Origin of the sequence: Georhizobium profundi (assembly GCF_003952725.1) — a bacterium.
GTDB lineage: Bacteria > Pseudomonadota > Alphaproteobacteria > Rhizobiales > Rhizobiaceae > Georhizobium > Georhizobium profundi.
This window is the reverse complement of sequence record NZ_CP032509.1, coordinates 36,688-55,706: the sequence shown is the minus strand read 5'-3', so window position 1 is coordinate 55,706 and position 19,019 is coordinate 36,688. Positions and strand designations below refer to the sequence as shown.

The 19,019-nt window shown below is 63.4% G+C and carries 21 protein-coding genes; 4 read left to right on the top strand and 17 right to left on the bottom strand.

Translation table 11 applies throughout. From position 1 onward, the window contains the following. The first annotated feature begins 59 nt into the window (after positions 1-59). The 3 genes from mepA to D5400_RS00290 all read left to right on the top strand — a co-directional run bounded on the left by mepA (position 60) and on the right by D5400_RS00290 (position 2,592). On the top strand, positions 60-1,058 hold the full coding sequence (gene mepA, locus D5400_RS00300; protein ID WP_126006548.1) for a penicillin-insensitive murein endopeptidase: 999 nt from the start codon (positions 60-62) through the stop codon (positions 1,056-1,058). Positions 1,059-1,192: 134 nt separating this feature from the next. Next, a complete protein-coding gene (locus tag D5400_RS00295) occupies positions 1,193-1,522 on the top strand; it encodes a methylglyoxal synthase (RefSeq protein ID WP_126012521.1) in 330 nt (109 codons plus the stop codon). Between the two features lie 41 nt (positions 1,523-1,563). Further along, on the top strand, positions 1,564-2,592 hold the full coding sequence (locus tag D5400_RS00290; protein WP_126006546.1) for a glucokinase: 1,029 nt from the start codon (positions 1,564-1,566) through the stop codon (positions 2,590-2,592). Positions 2,593-2,619: 27 nt separating this feature from the next. Here D5400_RS00290 and trmB read toward each other — a convergent pair whose 3' ends face one another. The 16 genes from trmB to D5400_RS00210 all read right to left on the bottom strand — a co-directional run bounded on the left by trmB (position 2,620) and on the right by D5400_RS00210 (position 17,348). Continuing rightward, positions 2,620-3,318: a tRNA (guanine(46)-N(7))-methyltransferase TrmB gene (gene trmB, locus D5400_RS00285; protein WP_126006543.1), complete on the bottom strand. Its 699-nt coding sequence runs from the start codon at positions 3,316-3,318 to the stop codon at positions 2,620-2,622. An 18-nt stretch (positions 3,319-3,336) separates the two neighbouring features. Then, on the bottom strand, positions 3,337-4,584 hold the full coding sequence (metK, locus tag D5400_RS00280; RefSeq protein WP_126006541.1) for a methionine adenosyltransferase: 1,248 nt from the start codon (positions 4,582-4,584) through the stop codon (positions 3,337-3,339). Between the two features lie 183 nt (positions 4,585-4,767). Then, positions 4,768-5,181, bottom strand: coding sequence for a helix-turn-helix domain-containing protein (locus D5400_RS00275; protein WP_126006538.1), 414 nt, complete (start codon positions 5,179-5,181; stop codon positions 4,768-4,770). Positions 5,182-5,332: 151 nt separating this feature from the next. Further along, complete coding sequence (lnt, locus tag D5400_RS00270; RefSeq protein WP_205665553.1) at positions 5,333-6,922, bottom strand: apolipoprotein N-acyltransferase; 1,590 nt, start codon at positions 6,920-6,922, stop codon at positions 5,333-5,335. 128 nt (positions 6,923-7,050) lie between these two features. Further along, a complete protein-coding gene (locus tag D5400_RS00265; protein ID WP_126006534.1) occupies positions 7,051-8,259 on the bottom strand; it encodes a hemolysin family protein in 1,209 nt (402 codons plus the stop codon). Continuing rightward, positions 8,256-8,780 carry an rRNA maturation RNase YbeY gene (gene ybeY / locus D5400_RS00260; RefSeq protein ID WP_126006531.1) on the bottom strand — a complete coding sequence of 175 codons (525 nt, stop codon included), beginning with the start codon at positions 8,778-8,780 and terminating at the stop codon, positions 8,256-8,258. The genes D5400_RS00265 and ybeY overlap by 4 nt, the downstream gene beginning before the upstream one ends. A gap of 11 nt (positions 8,781-8,791) precedes the next feature. Then, the gene (locus tag D5400_RS00255; protein ID WP_126012518.1) at positions 8,792-9,829 is read right to left on the bottom strand and encodes a PhoH family protein; all 1,038 of its coding nucleotides are present in this window, start codon (positions 9,827-9,829) and stop codon (positions 8,792-8,794) included. Between the two features lie 59 nt (positions 9,830-9,888). After that, entirely contained in the window at positions 9,889-11,196 is a 1,308-nt protein-coding gene (gene miaB / locus D5400_RS00250) for a tRNA (N6-isopentenyl adenosine(37)-C2)-methylthiotransferase MiaB (protein WP_245451593.1), read from the bottom strand. Positions 11,197-11,370: 174 nt separating this feature from the next. Beyond that, positions 11,371-12,153: a lyso-ornithine lipid O-acyltransferase gene (gene olsA / locus D5400_RS00245; protein ID WP_126006526.1), complete on the bottom strand. Its 783-nt coding sequence runs from the start codon at positions 12,151-12,153 to the stop codon at positions 11,371-11,373. A gap of 49 nt (positions 12,154-12,202) precedes the next feature. Continuing rightward, positions 12,203-12,583: a Fur family transcriptional regulator gene (locus D5400_RS00240; RefSeq protein ID WP_126012515.1), complete on the bottom strand. Its 381-nt coding sequence runs from the start codon at positions 12,581-12,583 to the stop codon at positions 12,203-12,205. A 115-nt stretch (positions 12,584-12,698) separates the two neighbouring features. Beyond that, the gene (gene rimI, locus D5400_RS00235) at positions 12,699-13,190 is read right to left on the bottom strand and encodes a ribosomal protein S18-alanine N-acetyltransferase (protein ID WP_126006524.1); all 492 of its coding nucleotides are present in this window, start codon (positions 13,188-13,190) and stop codon (positions 12,699-12,701) included. After that, complete coding sequence (gene tsaB / locus D5400_RS00230; protein ID WP_126006522.1) at positions 13,187-13,867, bottom strand: tRNA (adenosine(37)-N6)-threonylcarbamoyltransferase complex dimerization subunit type 1 TsaB; 681 nt, start codon at positions 13,865-13,867, stop codon at positions 13,187-13,189. The genes rimI and tsaB overlap by 4 nt, the downstream gene beginning before the upstream one ends. 60 nt (positions 13,868-13,927) lie before the next feature. After that, entirely contained in the window at positions 13,928-14,929 is a 1,002-nt protein-coding gene (gene acuI / locus D5400_RS00225; protein WP_126006519.1) for an acrylyl-CoA reductase (NADPH), read from the bottom strand. Between the two features lie 63 nt (positions 14,930-14,992). Next, positions 14,993-15,502: a signal peptidase II gene (lspA, locus tag D5400_RS00220; RefSeq protein WP_425364894.1), complete on the bottom strand. Its 510-nt coding sequence runs from the start codon at positions 15,500-15,502 to the stop codon at positions 14,993-14,995. 5 nt (positions 15,503-15,507) lie between these two features. Next, on the bottom strand, positions 15,508-16,344 hold the full coding sequence (locus D5400_RS00215; RefSeq protein WP_126006514.1) for a TrmH family RNA methyltransferase: 837 nt from the start codon (positions 16,342-16,344) through the stop codon (positions 15,508-15,510). Then, on the bottom strand, positions 16,341-17,348 hold the full coding sequence (locus tag D5400_RS00210) for a class I SAM-dependent methyltransferase (protein ID WP_126006511.1): 1,008 nt from the start codon (positions 17,346-17,348) through the stop codon (positions 16,341-16,343). The genes D5400_RS00215 and D5400_RS00210 overlap by 4 nt, the downstream gene beginning before the upstream one ends. A gap of 128 nt (positions 17,349-17,476) precedes the next feature. Between D5400_RS00210 and D5400_RS00205 the strand changes: the two genes are divergently transcribed. Next, positions 17,477-17,938 carry an SRPBCC family protein gene (locus D5400_RS00205; RefSeq protein ID WP_126006509.1) on the top strand — a complete coding sequence of 154 codons (462 nt, stop codon included), beginning with the start codon at positions 17,477-17,479 and terminating at the stop codon, positions 17,936-17,938. Positions 17,939-18,037: 99 nt separating this feature from the next. Here the strand turns inward: D5400_RS00205 and lhpI are convergent, their stop codons facing one another. After that, a complete protein-coding gene (gene lhpI / locus D5400_RS00200; RefSeq protein WP_126006506.1) occupies positions 18,038-19,009 on the bottom strand; it encodes a bifunctional Delta(1)-pyrroline-2-carboxylate/Delta(1)-piperideine-2-carboxylate reductase in 972 nt (323 codons plus the stop codon). Positions 19,010-19,019: the final 10 nt, after the last annotated feature.

Sequence of the window (19,019 nt, the reverse complement as noted above, 5' to 3'; positions counted from 1 at the left end):
ACGATTCCCTCGAATCGCAATCTTCGCTACCGTCACTCGCGAAACGCGGGAGTGAAGCCTTGGTACGATCGAGATTGTTGCAGCGCGCGAGCGTCTGGGGAGCGGTTGTCATCGCCTTGCTCGCGGCGGAGCTTCCTGCCACGGCCCAGGATGCCAAGGAACTCTTCGGCGCCCGTGCTCTTCCGGCTGCGACTGCGCCGGCACCGATTGGTTTTTATTCCAAGGGCTGCCTCGCCGGCGGCATCGCCATCCCCACCGACGGGCCGACCTGGCAGGCCATGCGCCTTTCCCGCAACCGTCGCTGGGGCCATCCCGACATGATCGCGCTGCTCGATCGCCTGTCGCGTGAAGCCGCGGCGCAGGATGGCTGGCCTGGACTTCTGGTCGGCGACATCTCGCAGCCCCGTGGCGGTCCGATGTTGTCCGGCCACGCATCGCACCAGATCGGCCTCGACGCCGATATCTGGCTGACACCGATGCCGAACCGGCGTTTGACGGCGCAGGAGCGTGAGGACACCGAAGCGCCCTCAGTGCTGGCCGATGGCTCGTTGCAGGTCGACCCCAACCGCTGGTCCGAAGCGCATGGCCGGTTGATCATGCGGGCGGCGAGTTATCCCCAGGTGGAGCGCATCTTCGTTCATCCCGGCATCAAGCAGAAGCTTTGCGACAGCTATTCCGGTGATCGATCGAACCTCGGCAAGGTCCGGCCAGCCTATGGCCACCATTACCATTTCCACATCCGCATGAAGTGCCCGCCCGGTTCATCCGGCTGCACGGCGCAGCAGCCCGTGGCGGCTGGCTCGGGCTGTGACGCGTCGCTCGCCTGGTGGTTCACCGAGGAGCCATGGGCCCAGCCGGACGATCCGCCGCCCGCACCGCCCAAGCCGCGGATCACGCCGCTTTCCGATCTGCCGAGGGCCTGCGCCCAGGTGCTCGATGCGGCGGCTCCGGCATCGGAAGCGGCCGTCACTTACGCGGGCGGGACGCAAGCCGTCATGCCGAGTTCTGCAACAGGCTTCGCACCGGTTCCGATCCCCACGCCACGGCCTTTTCCATAAGCGGCAAGAAGCGCTGCGACTTCCAATGATCGAGCGGCTTCGCTATACGTTCCGATATCAAATCGATTTAATCGGTGGGGCGACGGGCGGTGTCGACTGGGCGGAAAACGCTAGCGCTGATTGCGCATGACCAGATGAAGGACGAGATGGTCGAGTTCGCGGCCGCTCACGCTGCCGATCTGAAGGGCCTGCGGATCGCTTCGACGGAAACGACCGGCGGTCGTGTGCTCGAAGCGGTGCCTGACTTGGAACTCGTTCGGTTGAAAAGCGGGCCGCTAGGGGGCGATCAGCAGATCGGTGCGCTCATCGCGACGGGTGAGATCGACATGATGATCTTCTTCGTCGATCCCTTGACGCCCATGCCGCACGACGTCGATGTGAAGGCGCTGATGCGCCTTGCCATCGTCTATGACATACCGATGGCGCTCAACCGCGCGACGGCCGAGATATTGTTGCGCCGCTGAACGGTGCGACCCATAGTGAAGATTGCAGACAGGAAGCGACGATGGCGCAGCACGACAATGAGCCGAACTTTCCCTTTCCGATCCTGATCGGGGATATCGGCGGCACCAATGCGCGCTTCGCTATCCTGGTCGACGCCCACTCCGAGCCGAAGGCCTTCCCGAATGTCGCGACTGCCGATTTCGCGACCATCGACGAGGCGATCCAGACGAGCGTGCTCGACAAGACGAGCCTGCAGCCGCGCAGCGCCATCCTTGCCGTCGCCGGCCCGGTCGATGGCGACGAGATCGATCTGACCAACTGTCCCTGGGTCGTGCGCCCCAAGCAGATGATTGCCGAGCTCGGGTTCAACGAGGTGGTGGTCGTCAACGACTTCGCCGCTCAGGCACTCGCCGTCGCGTCGCTCGATGAGAGCCATCGACATCAAATCGGCAAGGGCCGCATCGAGCCGCATGCGTCACGCATCGTGCTTGGACCCGGCACGGGTCTTGGCGTCGCCGGCCTCGTCTATGCCCAGCGCCGGTGGATCCCGGTGCCGGGCGAGGGTGGCCATATCGACATGGGGCCGCGCTCCAAGCGCGATTTCGAGATTTTTCCGCATCTGGAGCAGATCGACGGTCGTATCTCGGCCGAGCAGCTCCTGTGCGGCCGCGGGATCGTGAATATCTATCGGGCCATCTGCGCGGCCGACGGGCGGGATGCCTCTCTCTCTACACCGGCCGACATCACCACCGCCGGTCTTGCTGGCGAGGAACCTGCCGCCGAGACGCTACGGCTCTTTGCGACCTATCTCGGCCGTTGCGCTGGCGATCTTGCGCTGATCTTCATGGCGCAGGGCGGTGTCTATCTGGCCGGCGGCATTTCGCAGAAGGTCATCAAGGCGCTTGAAGGACCGGAATTCCGCGCAGCCTTCGAAGACAAGGCGCCGCATCAGGGGCTTCTGTCGGCGATGCCGACATTTGTGATGACGCATCCGCTCGCCGCGCTCTCCGGCCTTGCCGCCTATGCGCGCACGCCGGGGCTTTTCGGCATCGCGATCGAAGGCCGCCACTGGAAGCGCGGCGGTCTCTAGGCCAGCGCGCGCTGTGAAACGCCGGGGTCAGACCCGGCGGAACCTCAAATAGCAGGGTTTGCGCCCTTCGCGGATTGCCTTCTCCTCGTACCGCGTGCCTGGCCAGCCGGCGTAGGGTGTGTGCCAGTCGACCGGGCGCGTCGCCAGCCATTCGAACGCGGCATGTCGGTCGCAATGGCTAAGCGTCCAGTCGATATAGGTGTCGATGTCGGACGCGAAGTTGAAGGCCCCGCCGGGCTTCAGCACCCGGGCGAAGCGGTCGAGATTGCCCGGATTGACGAAGCGCCGCTTGAAGTGACGCGGCTTCGGCCATGGGTCCGGGTAGAGCAGGTCGATATGGTCGATCGAGGCATCTGGCAGCCAGTCCAGCACCCGCGTCGCATCGTCTTCATAGACCCGAATGCGGTCGCCGGGGGTCTCCGCCACGGCGCGCAAAAATTTTGCCATGCCGTTGACGAAGGGCTCGACACCGATGAAGCCCGTGCGCGGGTTTTCCTCGATGCGATGCAGGAGATGCTCACCGCCGCCAAACCCGATCTCCAGCCGCACGAGGTCGACAGGCGCTGCAAACAGCGTCTTCAGGTCGGATGACGGCGCAGTGTCGAGATCGAGACGCAGTCGCGGGAGGAGGTCGCGCATCCGCTGGCTCTGGAGGTCGGTCAGAGGCTTCCCGCGGCGGCGGCCGAAAAAGGCCTCCGTCGATCGTTCACGTCTTGGTTCCGTCATGGGAAGCGCCGGGATCCGTCAAGCTGCCTGCTTGACGGCGTCCTTCAGGGCCTTGATCAGGTCGGTCTTCTCCCAGGAGAACGAACCATCGCGACCAGCCTTACGACCGAAATGGCCGTAGGCGGAGGTCTTGGCGTAGATCGGCTTGTTCAGATCCAGGTGCTTTCGGATACCGGTCGGCGACAGATCCATCACGCTGCGCACGGCAGCTTCGATGGCTTCTTCGCTGACCGTGCCCGTGCCGTAGAGGTCGACATAGACCGACAGCGGCTGAGCCACGCCAATTGCGTAGGCGAGCTGGATCGAGCAACGCTCTGCAAGCCCGGCTGCAACCACGTTCTTGGCGAGGTAGCGAGCTGCATATGCGGCGGAACGGTCGACCTTGGTCGTGTCCTTGCCCGAAAACGCGCCGCCGCCATGGGGTGCTGCGCCGCCATAGGTGTCGACGATGATCTTGCGACCGGTGAGGCCCGTGTCGCCGTCGGGGCCGCCGATGACGAACTTGCCGGTCGGATTGATGTACCAGACGCAGTCGTCGGCGATCTGGATGTCGCTCAGCGCTTCGCGAATGTAAGGCTCGACGACCGAGCGGACTTTCTTGGAATCCCAAGCGCCATCATAGTGCTGGGTCGAAAGCACGATCTGCGTGACTTCGGCAGGCTTGCCGTCGACATAGCGCACCGTGACCTGGCTCTTGGAGTCTGGGCCGAGGCCCGCGACCTCGCCTTCGCCCTGCTTGCGTGCCGCTGCCAGCACCTCGAGGATCTTGTGGGAATAGTAGATCGGCGCCGGCATCAGCTCCGCGGTTTCGCGGCAGGCGTAACCGAACATGATGCCCTGGTCGCCGGCACCTTCGAAGCCCTGGCTGTCCGACGCATTGTCGACGCCCTGCGCGATATCCGTCGACTGCGAATGCAACAACACGTCGATCTTCGCCGTCTTCCAATGGAAGCCGTCCTGCTCGTAACCGATGTCACGGATGGCACGGCGCGCGATCGACTTGAACCGGGACGGGTTGATGACCGACTTCCCGTCCTTGTCTTTCTTCATGAGCGTTTCGGGAATGCGCACTTCGCCGGCAATCACAACGCGGTTCGTCGTGGCAAGCGTTTCGCAGGCGACACGCACCGTCCAGGGATCAACGCCGGTCTTCTTGGCTTCCTTGTAGACGAGATCGACGATTTCGTCCGAGATGCGGTCGCAGACCTTGTCGGGATGACCTTCGGAGACGGATTCGCTCGTAAAGAAGTATTCGGCGCGCGCCATTCCATGACCCTTTTCAGGCTTTCAAATCTCGCCCTGTGATATTGAAGGCGAAGCCCAAAAACAAGCGTAGAACGACATAAATATATCTTGATATGAGCATTTCCATCCGGAAGTCGGGCTTCGGATAGAACGCGCCATTGCGGAGGCTCGGGTCGATGGCGCCCCTTTCGCTCTCCTCGATCGCTAGTCTGGTTGATCGCCCGCCAGCGCCTTGGCCAGTTCGATCAGCTTGCGGCGAACCTTGGGATCCTCGATCCGCACGAAGGCGCGGTTGAGCTGAAGTCCTTCCGAAGACGATAAAAAGTCGACCACATAATTGGGGCTCGCCGCCTCGGAAAAGCCACCCGGCGCGGAGGTGTCCCCGGGAGCGTCTTCGAAGAAGAACGATACAGGGACGCTCAAGATGGAGGAAATGTTCTGAAGGCGGCTGGCACCGACGCGGTTGGTGCCTTTTTCGTATTTCTGGATCTGCTGGAAGGTGATGCCCAGGCTCTCGCCAAGCTTTTCCTGGCTCATCCCCATCATCGTTCGTCTCAGGCGAATGCGGCTGCCGACATGGATGTCGATAGGATTGGGCTTCTTCTTGTTAGTGATCATGACACTACCTCTGCGCGCGGCCACCCGAAAATTGCTCGACAAGGGTTCCGATATAGCAAGGTGGCGCGTCGCCCCGTCCGAGATTGAACGAGCCGTATGGTCACTATACGCGAGATTGCCCTTGCAAATGACTATGCAATTCTAGGGGTTTTTAGTCAATTCTCCGGCGCTTGAAACCGTAACGCGCAGTAGCAGCTCCTAACAAAAGTATCACGATTATCAACCAGAAGTTTTGTGTGCGATCGCTGTTGTTCCAATTTGATACGGTTTTGGGCGGCACCTGAGCGTCGATGACCCCCACGGCATCCAGTCCGAGCCCTTCGATGATTCGCCCCTGGCTGTCGGTAATTGCCGATATCCCGTTGTTGGCCGCACGAACGAGCGGCAGGCCTAGCTCGACGGCGCGAACCTGCGCCTGCCGGAAATGCTGGTAGGGACCCGGCGTCGCGCCGTACCAGGCATCGTTGGTGACGTTGAGGATAAAATCGGGGGTGTTGTCTCCCTCTGGCAGTTCCAGCGGGAAGATGGCTTCGTAGCAGATCAGGGGAAGCGCGGTGCCGGTCGGCAGCGTCAGCAGGCTTGTGGCCGGTGCAGGCGTGAAGCTCTCCGGCATCTGCGCCACAGCCGAGAACCCGAGCGAGCTCATGAGGTCCGTCAGCGGCAGATATTCGCCGAACGGTACGAGATGAACCTTGTCGGCGGAGGCGATGATCTCGCCATCCTCGCCGATGACGCTGATCGCATTGTAGTAGCGCACCCCATCACCCGGCACCGTTTCCATCCGGATCGCGCCGGTGGCGAGCTGCTGGCCCGGCTGTAGGGATTGCGCGATCGCTTCGAGCGCGATCGGCGCTTCGGTCAGAATGAAGGGTGCAGCCGTTTCCGGCCAGACGATGAGCGAGGGCACAGGCCCGCCCTCCGCCGGAGCCTGCCGGGTCAGTGCCAGGTGCTGTTCGAAAATCTGGTCGCGTTCCGCTTCGTCCCATTTGGTCGATTGCGGGATGGAGGGCTGGACGATGCGGATCGTCGGTGCGCCTTCGGCTGGGGTAGCGGTCGCCGTGTTCAGCACATAGGCACCGTAGCCGAGATGGGCGGCCACGAGTGCTGCGGCCAATGCAAGACCGAGCCGCATATGCTGGCGTGTCGCCAGAAGCGCCGGCATGGAAAAGGTGAGGATGGAAAGGGCGGTGATGCCGTTCAGCCCGAGGATCTGCGCCGTCTGCATGGCAACCGGCAGCGGCATCGCGCCATAGCCGATCGTGTTCCACGGAAAGCCCGTCAGGATGAAGCTTCTCAGCCACTCCATGAGCGCAAGCCCGAAGGCGAGAGCCGCAATGCGCCCGAGCCCGTCGGACCACAAAATGCGGGCGATCGCCGTGCCCATGCCGAAAAACAGCGCGAGAAAGGCAGGCAGACCCAGAACGGCAAGGGGAATGGCCCAGGCGAAGCTTTCGGCCTCCACCAGGAGCGCGTTCCCAAGCCACCAGAGGCCAGCAAGGAAATAGCCGAAGCCGAAATACCAGCCGGTCACGAAGGCAGGCCAGAGGCGGCGCAGGAACCCGCGGTCCGGGTTGCCACTTGCCCCGTCGAGAAGCCAGACGAGGATCGGAAACGTCAGGAACATCGCGAAGAAGAAGTCGAACGGCGGCAGTGCCAGCACGGCGAGCGCACCGGCCAGAATAGCGATGACTGCCCGCTGCCAGCCCCAGGCGAGCATGAGGCTGCCTGCGAACACTTCCAATGTATTCATGATGGCTTGCCCCTTGCCCGAATCGCCGGCGCCATCCTTCCAAAAAAAGCCGCCGCTGTCTCGAAGGCAGCGGCGGCTGATCTGTGTGGAGATGAAGGATCAGGCACCCGAGTGCGCCGTCAGCCTCTTTGCGACTGCTCCAGCGGCTGCGGCACCGGTGGCGATACCGCTGCGATGGGCTGCTCGTTCACAGGCTCGGGTGCCGGCAGAGCGAGCGGCTGAGCGTTGCTTTCCAACTCCGGTCGTGCCGGACGGCGGCGGCGGTCGTTGTGGCGCTTGCGCACGATGCGAACCCGCTTGATGCGGCGAGGATCGGCGTCGAGCACATGAAACTCGAAGCCGGGCAGCGCCTGGACGAGTTCCCCGCGGGCCGGAATGCGGCCGAGCTCCGAAAAGATGAGGCCGCCCAACGTGTCGACGTCCTCGATCTGTTCGGACACATCGAAATCAGGGCCGATCGCTTCCGCGATATCCTCGAGTTCGGCCTTGGCATCCACCAGGAAGACGTCGTCGGACGATCGCGTGATCATGACTTCTTCGTCGTCATGCTCGTCCGCGATGTCGCCAACGACCATCTCGACGATGTCTTCCAGCGAAACGAGACCGTCGGTGCCGCCATATTCATCGATGACGAGGGCCATCTGCGTGCGCGTCGCCTGCATGCGCTCCATGAGGTCGGAAGCGAGCATGGATGGCGGCACGAACAGCACCTTGCGGATGATGCCGGCTTCCTGGACGGTCTTCGAGAGATCCACCCGCCCGAGATCGACCGCGGGCCGCGGCTTGGCCTTGTCGCCACTGCCAGCCTGGCCATTGGCGTTCGCGGCACCGCTGGTCTTGGTGGTCGTCGCCCGACGTTTGGACCGGGCCTGCTTGGTGATGTAGCCGAGAAGGTCACGGATATGAACCATGCCGCGCGGATCATCGAGATGATCGGCATAGACCGGCATGCGCGAGTGCCCGGATTCCTCGAAATGGACGAGCAGTTCCGCAAGGGTCGTGGTCTGATCGACACTGTCGACGTCGGCACGCGGCACCATCACGTCTTCCACGCGCACTTCGCGCAGCCGCAGGATGTTGTGCAGCATGGCGCGTTCTTCGGGTGAGAACGCGAGATTGTGTTCGGCGTCGCTCAAGAGAGCGTCGGCGAAATTATCGCGGATATTGTTGCGATCTGTGGGCCTCAACCAGCGCGTCGCCTTGGACCATAGGTTTAAGGGGCCGGTCCGTCTGCGCTGCTGAGGCTTCGTACTCGGAGGTTGGGAGCCGTCTTCGCCGCTCTCATCGGAGGCGGGAGACGGCAGGGGCATTCGAACTTGTTCGTTCATTGTCTCTTCGTCGTGTCCAAGAGGGATTGTCCCTCATATGGGTCTGATATGCCGAGTGTGGCAAGAATACGGATCTCATGGTGTTCCATGATCTCAGCATCCTCGACCTCGATATGGTCGTAGCCGAAGAGATGAAGATAGCCGTGCACGAGGAGATGCGCCAGATGATCGCCTGAACTTCGTTGTAAGTCCTTGGCTTCATTGGCAATTGTTTCACTTGCGAGCACGATGTCGCCAAGCATCGGTCCCGGCATCCCCCCTGGAACCAGTGGAAATGCGGGGAAAGACAGGACGTTTGTCGGCTTGTCCTTGTCGCGCCATTCGGCATTGATCGTCCGCATCGCCGCGTCATTCGTGAAGAGCAGCGACAGCTCCGGCGACATGGCGGGGAATGGCTGATGAAGCTCGGTGGACAGATAGGCGTTTGCGGCCCCGAGCACTCGGGTCGCCGTCTCGTACAACGCTTCTTCCGCCGGCCAGTCGCCTGCCTCTACCGTGACCTGGATGTCGATCGTGCTCATCTCGGCCGCGCTCATCGCGGATCGGGCTTGCCGCTTTCGTCGATCATGGTGCTGTCGGCGTCGTAGGCGCGAACGATGCGTGCCACCAGCGGGTGGCGCACCACGTCGACGTCGCGGAAGCGGCAGGTAATCACGCCCTCGACGCCCTTGAGGATGCGCAGCGCCTCGACCAGACCGGATTTCACCCCGCGCGGAAGGTCGATCTGGCTCGGGTCTCCGGTCACGATCATGCGGGCGTTCTCGCCGAGACGCGTCAAAAACATTTTCATCTGCATCGACGTCGTGTTCTGCGCTTCGTCGAGAATGACGACGGCATTGGTCAGCGTGCGGCCGCGCATGAAGGCGAGCGGCGCGATTTCGATGACGCCGGCGGTGATCGCCCGCTCGACCTTGTCGCCGGGCATCATGTCATAAAGCGCGTCATAGAGGGGGCGGAGATAGGGATCGACCTTCTCCTTCATGTCGCCCGGAAGAAAGCCCAGGCGCTCGCCTGCTTCGACGGCCGGACGCGACAGAATTATGCGGTCGATCGCACCGCGCTCCAGCAGCTGCGCCGCGTGGGCGACCGCGAGATAGGTCTTGCCGGTACCGGCCGGCCCGATGCCGAAGACGAGTTCGCTGCGCTCCATCGCGCGGATGTAGGCATCCTGCGTCGGCGTACGCGCCACCAGCGTCTTCTTGCGGGTGGAGATCTGCGCAAGCGCCATCTTGCCCTTGCGTTCCATGGTCGGGAAGATCAGCTGGTCGTCCGACGCAATCGCCATGCGAATGGCCCCTTCCACGTCGGACGCAGCGATTTCGCTGCCGGACTGCAGGCGTTCATAGAGAAAATCGAGTGTGCGGCGGGCATGGTCCGTCGCCGTAGCATCGCCGCGGATCGCGACCTGGTTGCCGCGGGCACGGGCATCGACGCCGAGTTTCTGCTCGATGAGAGCGAGGTTCTGGTCGAACTGGCCAAACAGCGCGCTTGCAAGTCTGTTGTTGTCGAAGGTGAGCACGATGTGGGTGGTGTCGGAGGCGCCGGAGGCGCTTCTGTCCGGCGGTGTCATGACGGGATCGTGCGCTTGCAAGCGGTGGGGCTCCTTTCGCTCAACTCATCGACAAACTATCAGCCTTGGATGCATTCGGCAAAGAGACTGTTGGCCTCGCTCGCCGTGATTCGTACCTTCACAATGTCGCCGATCGCACCGGCCTTTGCATCAACAATTGTTGGCTGCAACCACGGAGAGCGCCCGACGATCTGGCCTTCGCGACGTCCCGGCTTCTCGATCAGCAGGTCCACGGTCTTGCCGACGCACCCTTGCTGGAAAGCATATTGCTGCTTTGTGACAAGCGCTTGCAGGCGCAGCAGACGCTCCGACTTCACCTCTTCGGGCAGCAGATCCGTGGCTTCCGCCGCAGGTGTGCCCGGTCGTGGCGAGTATTTGAACGAGTAGGCAGCCGCATAGCCGACGTTTTCGATCAGACGGAGTGTCGCTTCAAAATCCGCATCGGTCTCGCCAGGGAACCCGACAATGAAATCGCCCGAAAGCGCAATGTCGGGCCGAGCGGCGCGAATCCGATCGATCAGGCGCAGATAGTCATCCGCCTTGTGCTGGCGGTTCATCGCCTTAAGAATCGCGTCCGATCCGGACTGCACCGGCAGGTGGAGATACGGCATCAGCTGCGAGAGGTCACGATGCGCCGCGATCAGCGCATCGTCCATGTCGCGGGGATGGCTGGTCATATAACGAAGGCGGGCGATGCCGGGCACTTCCGCCAGACGGAAGAGAAGTTCGCCCAGCCCCCATTGCCGGCCATCGGCGCCGACGCCGTGCCAGGCGTTCACGTTCTGGCCAAGAAGCGTGAGTTCCCGCACTCCGGCCTCGGCAAGCGCTTCCGCTTCGGCCACGATCTGGGCGACGGGCCGGGAGACCTCCGAGCCGCGGGTATAGGGCACGACGCAGAAGGCGCAGAACTTGTCGCACCCTTCCTGCACGGTGAGGAAGGCCGTGACGCCGCGCGCCTGGACGATCTTGCGATCCGGTCGCGGCAGATGCGCGAACTTGTCCTCGATCGCATAGTCGGTATCGACCACGCGACGCCCGGCGCGCGCTTCGCTGACGATCTCGGGCAGCCGGTGATAGGTTTGCGGGCCAACGACGAGGTCGACCACAGGAGCACGGCGGAAGATTTCCTGCCCTTCGGCCTGCGCGACGCAGCCCGTGATGCCGACGAGAAAATCCTTCGCGCCGGGTTCGGCCTTCGCCTTCTGCTTGGCGAGGCGACCGAGCTCGGAATAGACTTTTTCGGCGGCCTTTTCGCGGATGTGGCAGGTGTTGATGAGATAAAGGTCCGCATCCTCCGGCCGCTCCGTGCGGGCGTAGCCGTCCTTCGCCAGCGCGTCCGCCATGCGATCGGAATCGTAGGCGTTCATCTGGCAGCCATAGGTCTTCACATAGACCTTGCGCTGGTTGGAATCCGCCGGCGCAGAGGAATTGTCGGCGGGCGAAGGCGTTCTTGCCAAAGGGGTGCTGGTTGATTGCATGGCCGCCTATTTAGTCGGTCCGGCGGCGGAAGAAAATGCCGGTTGCAGCAAAAGCGCAGAAGTCTAGCGCCGAAGCGCTTCCGCGAGCATCGTCTCGACTTCCTCGCGCAGTGCCCGGCTGACAACCTTGCGGTCACGCGCGTCGAAAACCTCGCTCGGCCTGCCGAAGCAGATTTCCACGTCGATCGCCCCCTCGCGCAGCACCGCCAAAAGGTGCGGCAGGAGTTCCACATCGCCCGGCCAAGCGGCGAGGAAGCGGTGGCGTCGGCCCATCGGCAGGCCCTGGATGCGGTTGTAGGCAATCGATACGGGCTGCAGCACCACGCCGGCATGGGCATCTTCGCCGGCCTGGCGGGCAACGCCGAGCAGCGATGACTTGAACTCCAGAACGCGGTTGCCGTCCGACGTCGTCCCTTCGGCAAAGAGAACGACAATCTCGCCGCGCTCGAGCCTCTCAGTGATGGCACTGACCTGCTCGCCGGTGGAGCGCCGCTGGTTGCGCTCGACGAAGATCGAGCGCTGCCAACGCGCCAGCCGCCCGAAGACCGGCCAGTCTTTCACTTCGGATTTGGCGATGAAGGCCACGTCTGCAACCGAACCGAGCGCGATGATGTCGAGCCACGAAACATGGTTCGAAATCAGCATCAGCGGGCCGTTCGAATGTTGGGTACCGCGCGTGGTGACCTTCAGACCGAGAACAGGGCACATCAGCTGGTGCCACAGCCGCGGAATGCGGCGCGCGAGCGGCTGATCACGCCACAATGCAAAAAGGTGAGGCGGCAAAAGAACCGCGGTGATGGCCAGAAAGGCCAGGGCGACATAGACGAGGCGCAGCCAGCCGATCATCGCAGTCTCGTCTTCCGCGGGAGCTCAAGCATCGAGCGCGCACGCACTCTCAGGCATCGCCCTTCTTGAGCGGGATGCCGTAGAGCTCCAGCCGGTGGTCAACAAGACGAAAGCCGTGCTCGCGAGCGATCCGCTCCTGCAGCGCTTCGATTTCGGCCGAATGAAACTCGATGACCTGCCCGGTCTTGAGGTCGATGAGGTGGTCGTGGTGTTCTTCCGGCACCGTTTCGTAGCGCGAACGCCCATCTCGGAAATCGTGCCGCTCGATGATGCCGATATCCTCGAACAGACGCACGGTGCGGTAGACGGTCGAGATGGAAATTTTCGGATCCACCTCGACGGAGCGGCGGTAGAGCTCTTCCACGTCCGGGTGGTCGTCCGCGCCATCGAGCACGCGCGCGATGACGCGGCGCTGCTCGGTCATGCGCATGCCGCGCTCGGCGCAGCGTTCTTCCAGTGGCTTTGTCTCGCTGGTCACGAACGCTCCGACCCTCTTATCGTTCAGTTCCTCGCCGTCAGAGCACGACCGGCGAGGGTTAGCCGCACTAAATCAGATCAAGCCGCATGACAAGCGCCGTCGTCCGTTGCCCATCGGCGGCTTTGTAATAGGCCTCGCGTTCGCCGACCTGGACGAAGCCGAGCCGGCGATAAAGTGCCAGCGCTGGCAGATTTGCGGCATCGACCTCCAGAAAGATCGAGGCGACGCCTTCCTGGCGCATCTGCCGGATACCGGCGAGCATCAGCCGCCAGCCAATGCCCTGGCTGCGGAACTTTTCGCGCACCGCGATCGTCAGCACTTCGGCCTCGTCTGCTGCAGTGCGCAGCAATATGAAGCCGGCAAAGGATCCGCGTCCCGTCGGAGACTGACGTGCAACGAAGCCGTACACGTTGGTCTGCGTCAGAAGCACGTCGATTTCCTCCGCGCTCCAGGGCCGCGAGAAGCTGGCGCCATGCAGCTCGGCCGCGCGATCGCAATCGGCCTGTTCCATAGGCACGACCTCGACATCGGCGGTGCGGGTGAAGAAGCCGCCGATCATTGCGCCAGCCGCTCCTGCCGCGCCAGGAGATAGGCCTCCTGCGGCTTGGCATCGGGAGACCGCAGATAAAGCGGGGCCGGCGGTGCGCTCGCGGTTTTTTCTGCCCCGATTCGGGCAACATCCACGATCTCGACCGTGCCCGCTTCGGAAATCACGCGCTCCGGCTGGCCCATCAGGGATGCGACGAGAGGCGAACCGGAGCCAATGAGGCAAGCGTCATGGCGAGCCGCCAGATCCGCTGCTCCCGCCACGGACAGTGCGGCCGGGTCGGTCAACGGCGTGCCATCGGTTGCGAAGACCTGAGCGAAGACCTCGTCACGCCGTGCATCGAGAACGGCCATGATGGCTGTGTTCGCAGTCTCGGCTGAAGCTGCCAACGCCTCGAGTGTGGTCACGCCAACGGAAGGGCGCCCGAGCGCCAGCGCCAGCCCGCGCGCGGTGGCGACACCCACCCGGATGCCCGTGAAAGAGCCCGGACCGATAGTCACGGCGATCCGGTCGATTTCCTTGAGCGCCATGCCAGCCTCAAGCCGTGCCGCCTCGATCACCGCCATCATGCGCTCCGCATGGCCCCGGCCGATATCTTCCACGACACGGCCGAGCGCGGTGCCGTTGGTCGCGTCGTAGAAGGCCGCAGCGCATAGGCTGGCGGAAGAATCGAGGGCGAGAATGATCATGGCATCGGTCTAGCCGCTGGCAGCGATCGGGTAAACGACGAGCTGCACAGCGCTTGCGTCTTAGGCGGAGGTTATCATGTCGACGACGACCCGGCCGCGGATCTTGCCGTCGAGAATGTCGGTTGCCGCGCCGATGATATCCTCAAAGCCGATCGTCTTCGAAATCGCCTTGAGTTTCTCCATGTCGAGGTCCTTGGCAATGCGCTGCCACGCCTCGATACGCGCCGGCTTCGGCGCCATCACCGAATCGATTCCGCAAAGCGTGACGCCGCGCAGGATGAACGGGGCGACCGTCGTCGGCAAATCCATGCCCTGGGCAAGACCGCAGGCCGCGACCACGCCGCCATAGCGGGTTTGGGCAAGAAGATTGGCCAGCGTATGGCTGCCGACCGCGTCGATACCGCCGGCAAAACGTTCCTTGCCGAGCGGCTTGCCGGGTTCGGAGAGCTCCGCCCGGTCGATCACTTCGGTCGCGCCGAGCGATTTCAGAAAGTCGGCTTCGCCCATGCGACCGGTCGAGGCGACCACCTCAAAGCCGAGCTTCGAGAGAAGCGCGATCGCGACCGTGCCGACGCCGCCATTGGCGCCCGTGACGGCGATCGGTCCAGACGACGGCGTGATGCCGTGGCGCTCGAGCGCCATGACGGACAGCATGGCGGTGTAGCCTGCCGTGCCGACGGCCATCGTGTCATGGGCACTCAAGCCTTCAGGCAGCGGGATCAACCAGTCGCTCTTGAGCTGCATGTAGCGGGCATAGGCGCCGAGATGGGTTTCGCCGACGCCGAACCCATTGAGCAGCACCTTGTCGCCTGCCTTGAATTCCGTGCCGGTGGAGGAAATGACCGTGCCGGCGGCATCGATGCCCGGAACCATCGGCCAGCGACGCACCACTGGTCCGCGTCCGGTGATGGCAAGGCCGTCCTTGTAGTTGACGGTGGTCGCCTCGACCTCGACGACGACGTCGCCTTCCATCAGATCGGCATGGGTGAGTTCGGTGATCGCCACCGACTGCTTCTTGTTCTCATCGCGCGAGACGACGATGGCCCTGAACGGCTCCTGCATGCGCTTCCTCCTTCGCTTGCAATCCAACTCAAGAGATAGGCGCGTCTGGCCCGATGCGAAACCTTATTCGGCTTGGTCTTTCGGTGTGGTCCGGCCCTGCCGCCAAGCAAGAATTTCATCGAGCACGATCGAAACCGCGCCTACGGTGATGAAGCTGTCGGCCAAGTTGAAGACGGCAAAGGACCAGGTTTCGGTATAGACGAGGATGTAATCGACGACGTGACCGTAGGCCGCACGGTCGATCAGATTGCCGATCGCGCCGCCGACGATCAGTGCATAGCCGAGATGGGCGAAGAAGCGGTCCGGCGCGGTCGACCGCCAGAGATAGACGACGAAGCAGACGATGAGCGTCGTCACGGCAACCAGCGTCCATTCCGACTGGCCGGCAAGGAAGGAGAATGCGATGCCTTCGTTATAAGTGCGGAAGAGTGCCAGCATCGGCAGGAGTTCGATCGGCTGCTGCAGCGGCAGCGCCGCCTCGACCCAGAGCTTGATCGCCTGATCGGCGGCAATCAGCAGTGCGAGCAGGCCAAGCGCCGGCAGGGGCCGGGAAAGGGGGGTGGGCTTGGCCATCTGGGTCATGTCTCCAGGGAAAGAAGATGCCGGCGCGCCTCGAAGAGCATGAGCCCGGTCGCAACGGCAAGATTGAGAGAATCGGCACGGCCCTGCTGCGGTATCCGCGCGAGCGACGAGCAGGCCGACGACAATTCCTGCGGCAGGCCCTGCTGCTCGTTGCCCATCAAGAGGACGGTCGGTGCCTTCTTGAAGTCGATGGTACGGTAGTCCACCGCGCCTTCGAGGTGTGTGCCGACGAGCGGCGCCTTGTGCTTTGCGCACCAGGCGAGGAATTCAGGAACCGAAGCTCGGTAGAGCGGCACGGCGAAGATGGAGCCCATGGTTGCCCGCACCGTCTCCAGCGCGAAGGGATCCGTCGTTTCGCCGACGAGCACGATGCCAGACGCGCCGGCCGCATCGGCAGTGCGGATGATCGTGCCGAGATTGCCGGGATCGCGCACACGGTCGAGCGCAAGCCACGTCTCGCCCTTGCCCGGCGTTTGCCGGTCGAGCTTGCCATAGCGCTGCTCGAAGACGCCGACGACCATCTGCGGATTGTCCCGCCGCGTGATCGTCGACAGCACTTTTTCGCTGACTTCGAGCACCAGCGCACCGGCGTTCAGTGCCTTTAGCGCCGTCGGCTCCACATGCGGGCGCCCCTTGGCGTTCTTGGCATAGATCAGCGTCGAGATCGTCCAGCCGAGATCAAGCGCATCGATGACGAGCTTCAGGCCCTCGGCCAGAAACTGCCCGCTCTCCTCGCGGTTCTTCTTCTGGGTGAGGCCACGAATGTCCTTGATCAGCGGATTGGTGAGGCTCGTGACTTCCTTCACCTGGCCGATGCGGCGGCGTTCGGTCATTTGGGCAGCCACCGTGAAAAGAGGGAGGTCGAAAGTGCGCGGCCCGCCTCGCTTTCGCGCAGGATGAGCTCGCCCGATTCCACCGTGCCGCCGGCGCCGCGCATCGTTTCGCGCATCAGCTCATGGATCGAATAGAAGGACGCCCGGATGGAATAAGCCGTAAGCACGAGGCCCTCCGGGCGCTCGCTCAAGAGTTCCCGGCAGATATCGAGCATTAGAGCGAGATGGTCGAACAACTGCCAGATCTCGCCGTTCGGCCCGCGGCCGAATTTCGGCGGGTCGGTCAGGATGATGTCGTAGCGGTTGCCGCGCCGCTCTTCGCGCGCGATGAACTTCATGGCATCGTCGCAGATCCAGCGGATCGGCTTGTCGTCGAGCCGGGCGAGCGCCTGGTTTTCCCGTCCCCATCCGATCGCTTTCTTGGAGGCATCCACATGGGTGACCTCCGCACCGTTGGCCGCCGCGATCAGCGAGGCGACGCCGGTATACCCGAAGAGATTGAGCACCTTGAGCGGCCGGTCGGCAGACGCGATCCGCTCGGCCATCCACGACCAGTGCGCCATCTGTTCGGGAAACACGCCGACATGGCGAAACGCGGTGAAGCGGCCATGGAAATCGACGTCCATGAGCTTCATCGGCCAGGTTTCGCCGAGCGGCGTCTTCGGGAAGCGCCAACGGCCCATCCCGTCTTCCTCGGTATCGCCGGTAAAGACCGCGTCGACCTGGTCCCAGTCTTTCGCCGGCAGGCTGCGCTGCCAGAGCGCCTGCGCTTCCGGCCGAACGATCCGGTAAGGGCCGTACTGCTCCAGCTTCTCGCCCATGCCGCTGTCGACGAGCCGGTAACCGTCGGATCCTTCGCTTTCCAGAATGACAGGCACACGCTCGGCCGGACGCGCGCCGCGACGTTGCGTCAGCGGACGTTCGGCAAGCGGCGGTTTCTGCGCCTCTTCGGCAGGCGCATTGCTTCGACTGCGGCGTGTCTTTGCACTCAAGGGCGGATCCATGGGCGAGCGGGCCGCAAAATGGCCGGGCTCATACTTTAAGGCATTCTCTTGCGCTCCCTCTTGGCAAAGCGCCCGGCGAATTGCAAGAAAGGCCCGGAAATCGAAGTGAAAGCGCGGAGGACGGCTTCATGGAAATGAACGGCAGCGAACGCATCCAGGCGCCGCGTCAGAAGGTGTGGGAGGCTCTCAACGACCCGGAAATCCTACGTCAGTGCATTCCGGGGTGCCAGTCACTCGAGATGACCGGCGACAACGCCATGGCCGCCACCGTCAAACTGAAGATCGGCATCGTTACCGCGACCTTCAACGGAAACGTGACGCTCGAAAACATCGACCCGCCGAAGGGCTACACGATCTCGGGCGAAGGCAAGGGCGGCGTCGCCGGATTCGCCAAGGGCGGTGCCGACGTGTCGCTCGAGGAAGACGGGGCCGAGACGGTGCTGAACTACGACTGCAAGGCGCAGGTCGGCGGGAAAATTGCCCAGATGGGCTCACGCCTGATCGACAGCACCGCCAAGAAGCTCGCCGGCCAGTTCTTCGCCAAGTTCAACGAAGTGGTCAGCGGCGCCAACGCCAACGCCCAGGCCTGACGCGTGCCATCGTCGTGGTCGGGCTCGCCCCGACCATCCGCGGTCGCGGGCGAAGATGCGTTCGCGGTAATTCGGCAAAAACAGACGTGATGACGCGCCTCACGTGTCGCGTGTAATCGTCTCGTAGACCAGAATGCCGGCAGCGAAATCTTCGAGCGCGCAGCCGGTTGATTTGAAGAGCGTGATTTCGTCGTCTGACGTTCGGCCGGGATGGGTTCCGCTGGCGAGCATGGCGAGATCGGCTTTTACGTTATCACGCGAGACGATGCCGGCTGCGATCGGCTGGACGAGGTCGCCGCCTTCGGTGAGCGCGCCATCGAACGTGTCGACGAAGAGCGTTGCCCGGCGCACCGTTTCGTCGTCGCTCTCCCGAAGCTTCGGCGTGAACGCGCCGACGAGATCCACATGCGCGCCGGGCTTCAGCCACCGGCCTTCGATCAGCGGTGTCTCAGAGATCGTCGCGGCGGAGATGATATCGGCATCGCGGATCGCTTCCTCGCGATCTTCCACGACACGGACTTCGAACGGGTCGTCACGCAGCGCCTCGGCAACCGCATCGGCGTTCTCCCGGCTGCGGTTCCAGAGCGTGACGTGCGAGATCGGCCGCATGGCGGCGTGCGCGCGGATGAGGTGAGGGGCAAGCCGGCCCGCGCCGAGCATGGCCATGCGGCTTGCGTTCTTGCGGGCGAGATAGCGGCCGGCGAGCGCCGACGCGGTGGCCGTGCGCCAGACCGTCAAAGCTTGCCCGTCGATGAGAGCGAGCGGTTCGCCGGTCTGCCCGTCGGAAAGAATGTAGACGCCCATGACGGCAGGCTTGGCGAGCGCGTTGTTGTCCGGGCTGACGGTCACCAGCTTCACGCCGATATAGCCATCGGCCGAAGTGCCCCGGGCGCAGAAGTCGCTCCAGGCCGGCATCAGGAGCAGCGTGGTGTCCGCGCCGTCGGGTCGTTCGATCGTGTGGTGATGCCGCGTCGGCGCCTGAACGCCCTCGGCAAAGGTCCTGGCCAGCGCGTCGGCTAGGGCGGTGTAACCGAGCACCCGGTCGACGTCGCTGGCAGAAATCACGCGCATGGGAAATGCA

What these genes read in the sequence shown, in the direction of transcription:
- D5400_RS00295 (WP_126012521.1), top strand. Translation starts at nt 1,193, where the DNA reads ATGAAGGACGAGATGGTCGAGTTCGCGGCCGCTCACGCTGCCGATCTG.
- metK (WP_126006541.1), bottom strand. Translation starts at nt 4,584, where the DNA reads ATGGCGCGCGCCGAATACTTCTTTACGAGCGAATCCGTCTCCGAAGGT.
- rimI (WP_126006524.1), bottom strand. Translation starts at nt 13,190, where the DNA reads ATGATCGGCGGCTTCTTCACCCGCACCGCCGATGTCGAGGTCGTGCCT.
- D5400_RS00265 (WP_126006534.1), bottom strand. Translation starts at nt 8,259, where the DNA reads ATGAACGAACAAGTTCGAATGCCCCTGCCGTCTCCCGCCTCCGATGAG.
- D5400_RS00255 (WP_126012518.1), bottom strand. Translation starts at nt 9,829, where the DNA reads ATGACACCGCCGGACAGAAGCGCCTCCGGCGCCTCCGACACCACCCAC.
- lspA (WP_425364894.1), bottom strand. Translation starts at nt 15,502, where the DNA reads ATGGCCAAGCCCACCCCCCTTTCCCGGCCCCTGCCGGCGCTTGGCCTG.
- tsaB (WP_126006522.1), bottom strand. Translation starts at nt 13,867, where the DNA reads ATGATCATTCTCGCCCTCGATTCTTCCGCCAGCCTATGCGCTGCGGCC.
- D5400_RS00275 (WP_126006538.1), bottom strand. Translation starts at nt 5,181, where the DNA reads ATGATCACTAACAAGAAGAAGCCCAATCCTATCGACATCCATGTCGGC.
- D5400_RS00205 (WP_126006509.1), top strand. Translation starts at nt 17,477, where the DNA reads ATGGAAATGAACGGCAGCGAACGCATCCAGGCGCCGCGTCAGAAGGTG.
- D5400_RS00290 (WP_126006546.1), top strand. Translation starts at nt 1,564, where the DNA reads ATGGCGCAGCACGACAATGAGCCGAACTTTCCCTTTCCGATCCTGATC.
- acuI (WP_126006519.1), bottom strand. Translation starts at nt 14,929, where the DNA reads ATGCAGGAGCCGTTCAGGGCCATCGTCGTCTCGCGCGATGAGAACAAG.
- olsA (WP_126006526.1), bottom strand. Translation starts at nt 12,153, where the DNA reads ATGATCGGCTGGCTGCGCCTCGTCTATGTCGCCCTGGCCTTTCTGGCC.
- D5400_RS00215 (WP_126006514.1), bottom strand. Translation starts at nt 16,344, where the DNA reads ATGACCGAACGCCGCCGCATCGGCCAGGTGAAGGAAGTCACGAGCCTC.
- D5400_RS00240 (WP_126012515.1), bottom strand. Translation starts at nt 12,583, where the DNA reads ATGCGCATGACCGAGCAGCGCCGCGTCATCGCGCGCGTGCTCGATGGC.
- miaB (WP_245451593.1), bottom strand. Translation starts at nt 11,196, where the DNA reads ATGAACGCCTACGATTCCGATCGCATGGCGGACGCGCTGGCGAAGGAC.
- trmB (WP_126006543.1), bottom strand. Translation starts at nt 3,318, where the DNA reads ATGACGGAACCAAGACGTGAACGATCGACGGAGGCCTTTTTCGGCCGC.
- D5400_RS00210 (WP_126006511.1), bottom strand. Translation starts at nt 17,348, where the DNA reads ATGGATCCGCCCTTGAGTGCAAAGACACGCCGCAGTCGAAGCAATGCG.
- lhpI (WP_126006506.1), bottom strand. Translation starts at nt 19,009, where the DNA reads ATGCGCGTGATTTCTGCCAGCGACGTCGACCGGGTGCTCGGTTACACC.
- ybeY (WP_126006531.1), bottom strand. Translation starts at nt 8,780, where the DNA reads ATGAGCACGATCGACATCCAGGTCACGGTAGAGGCAGGCGACTGGCCG.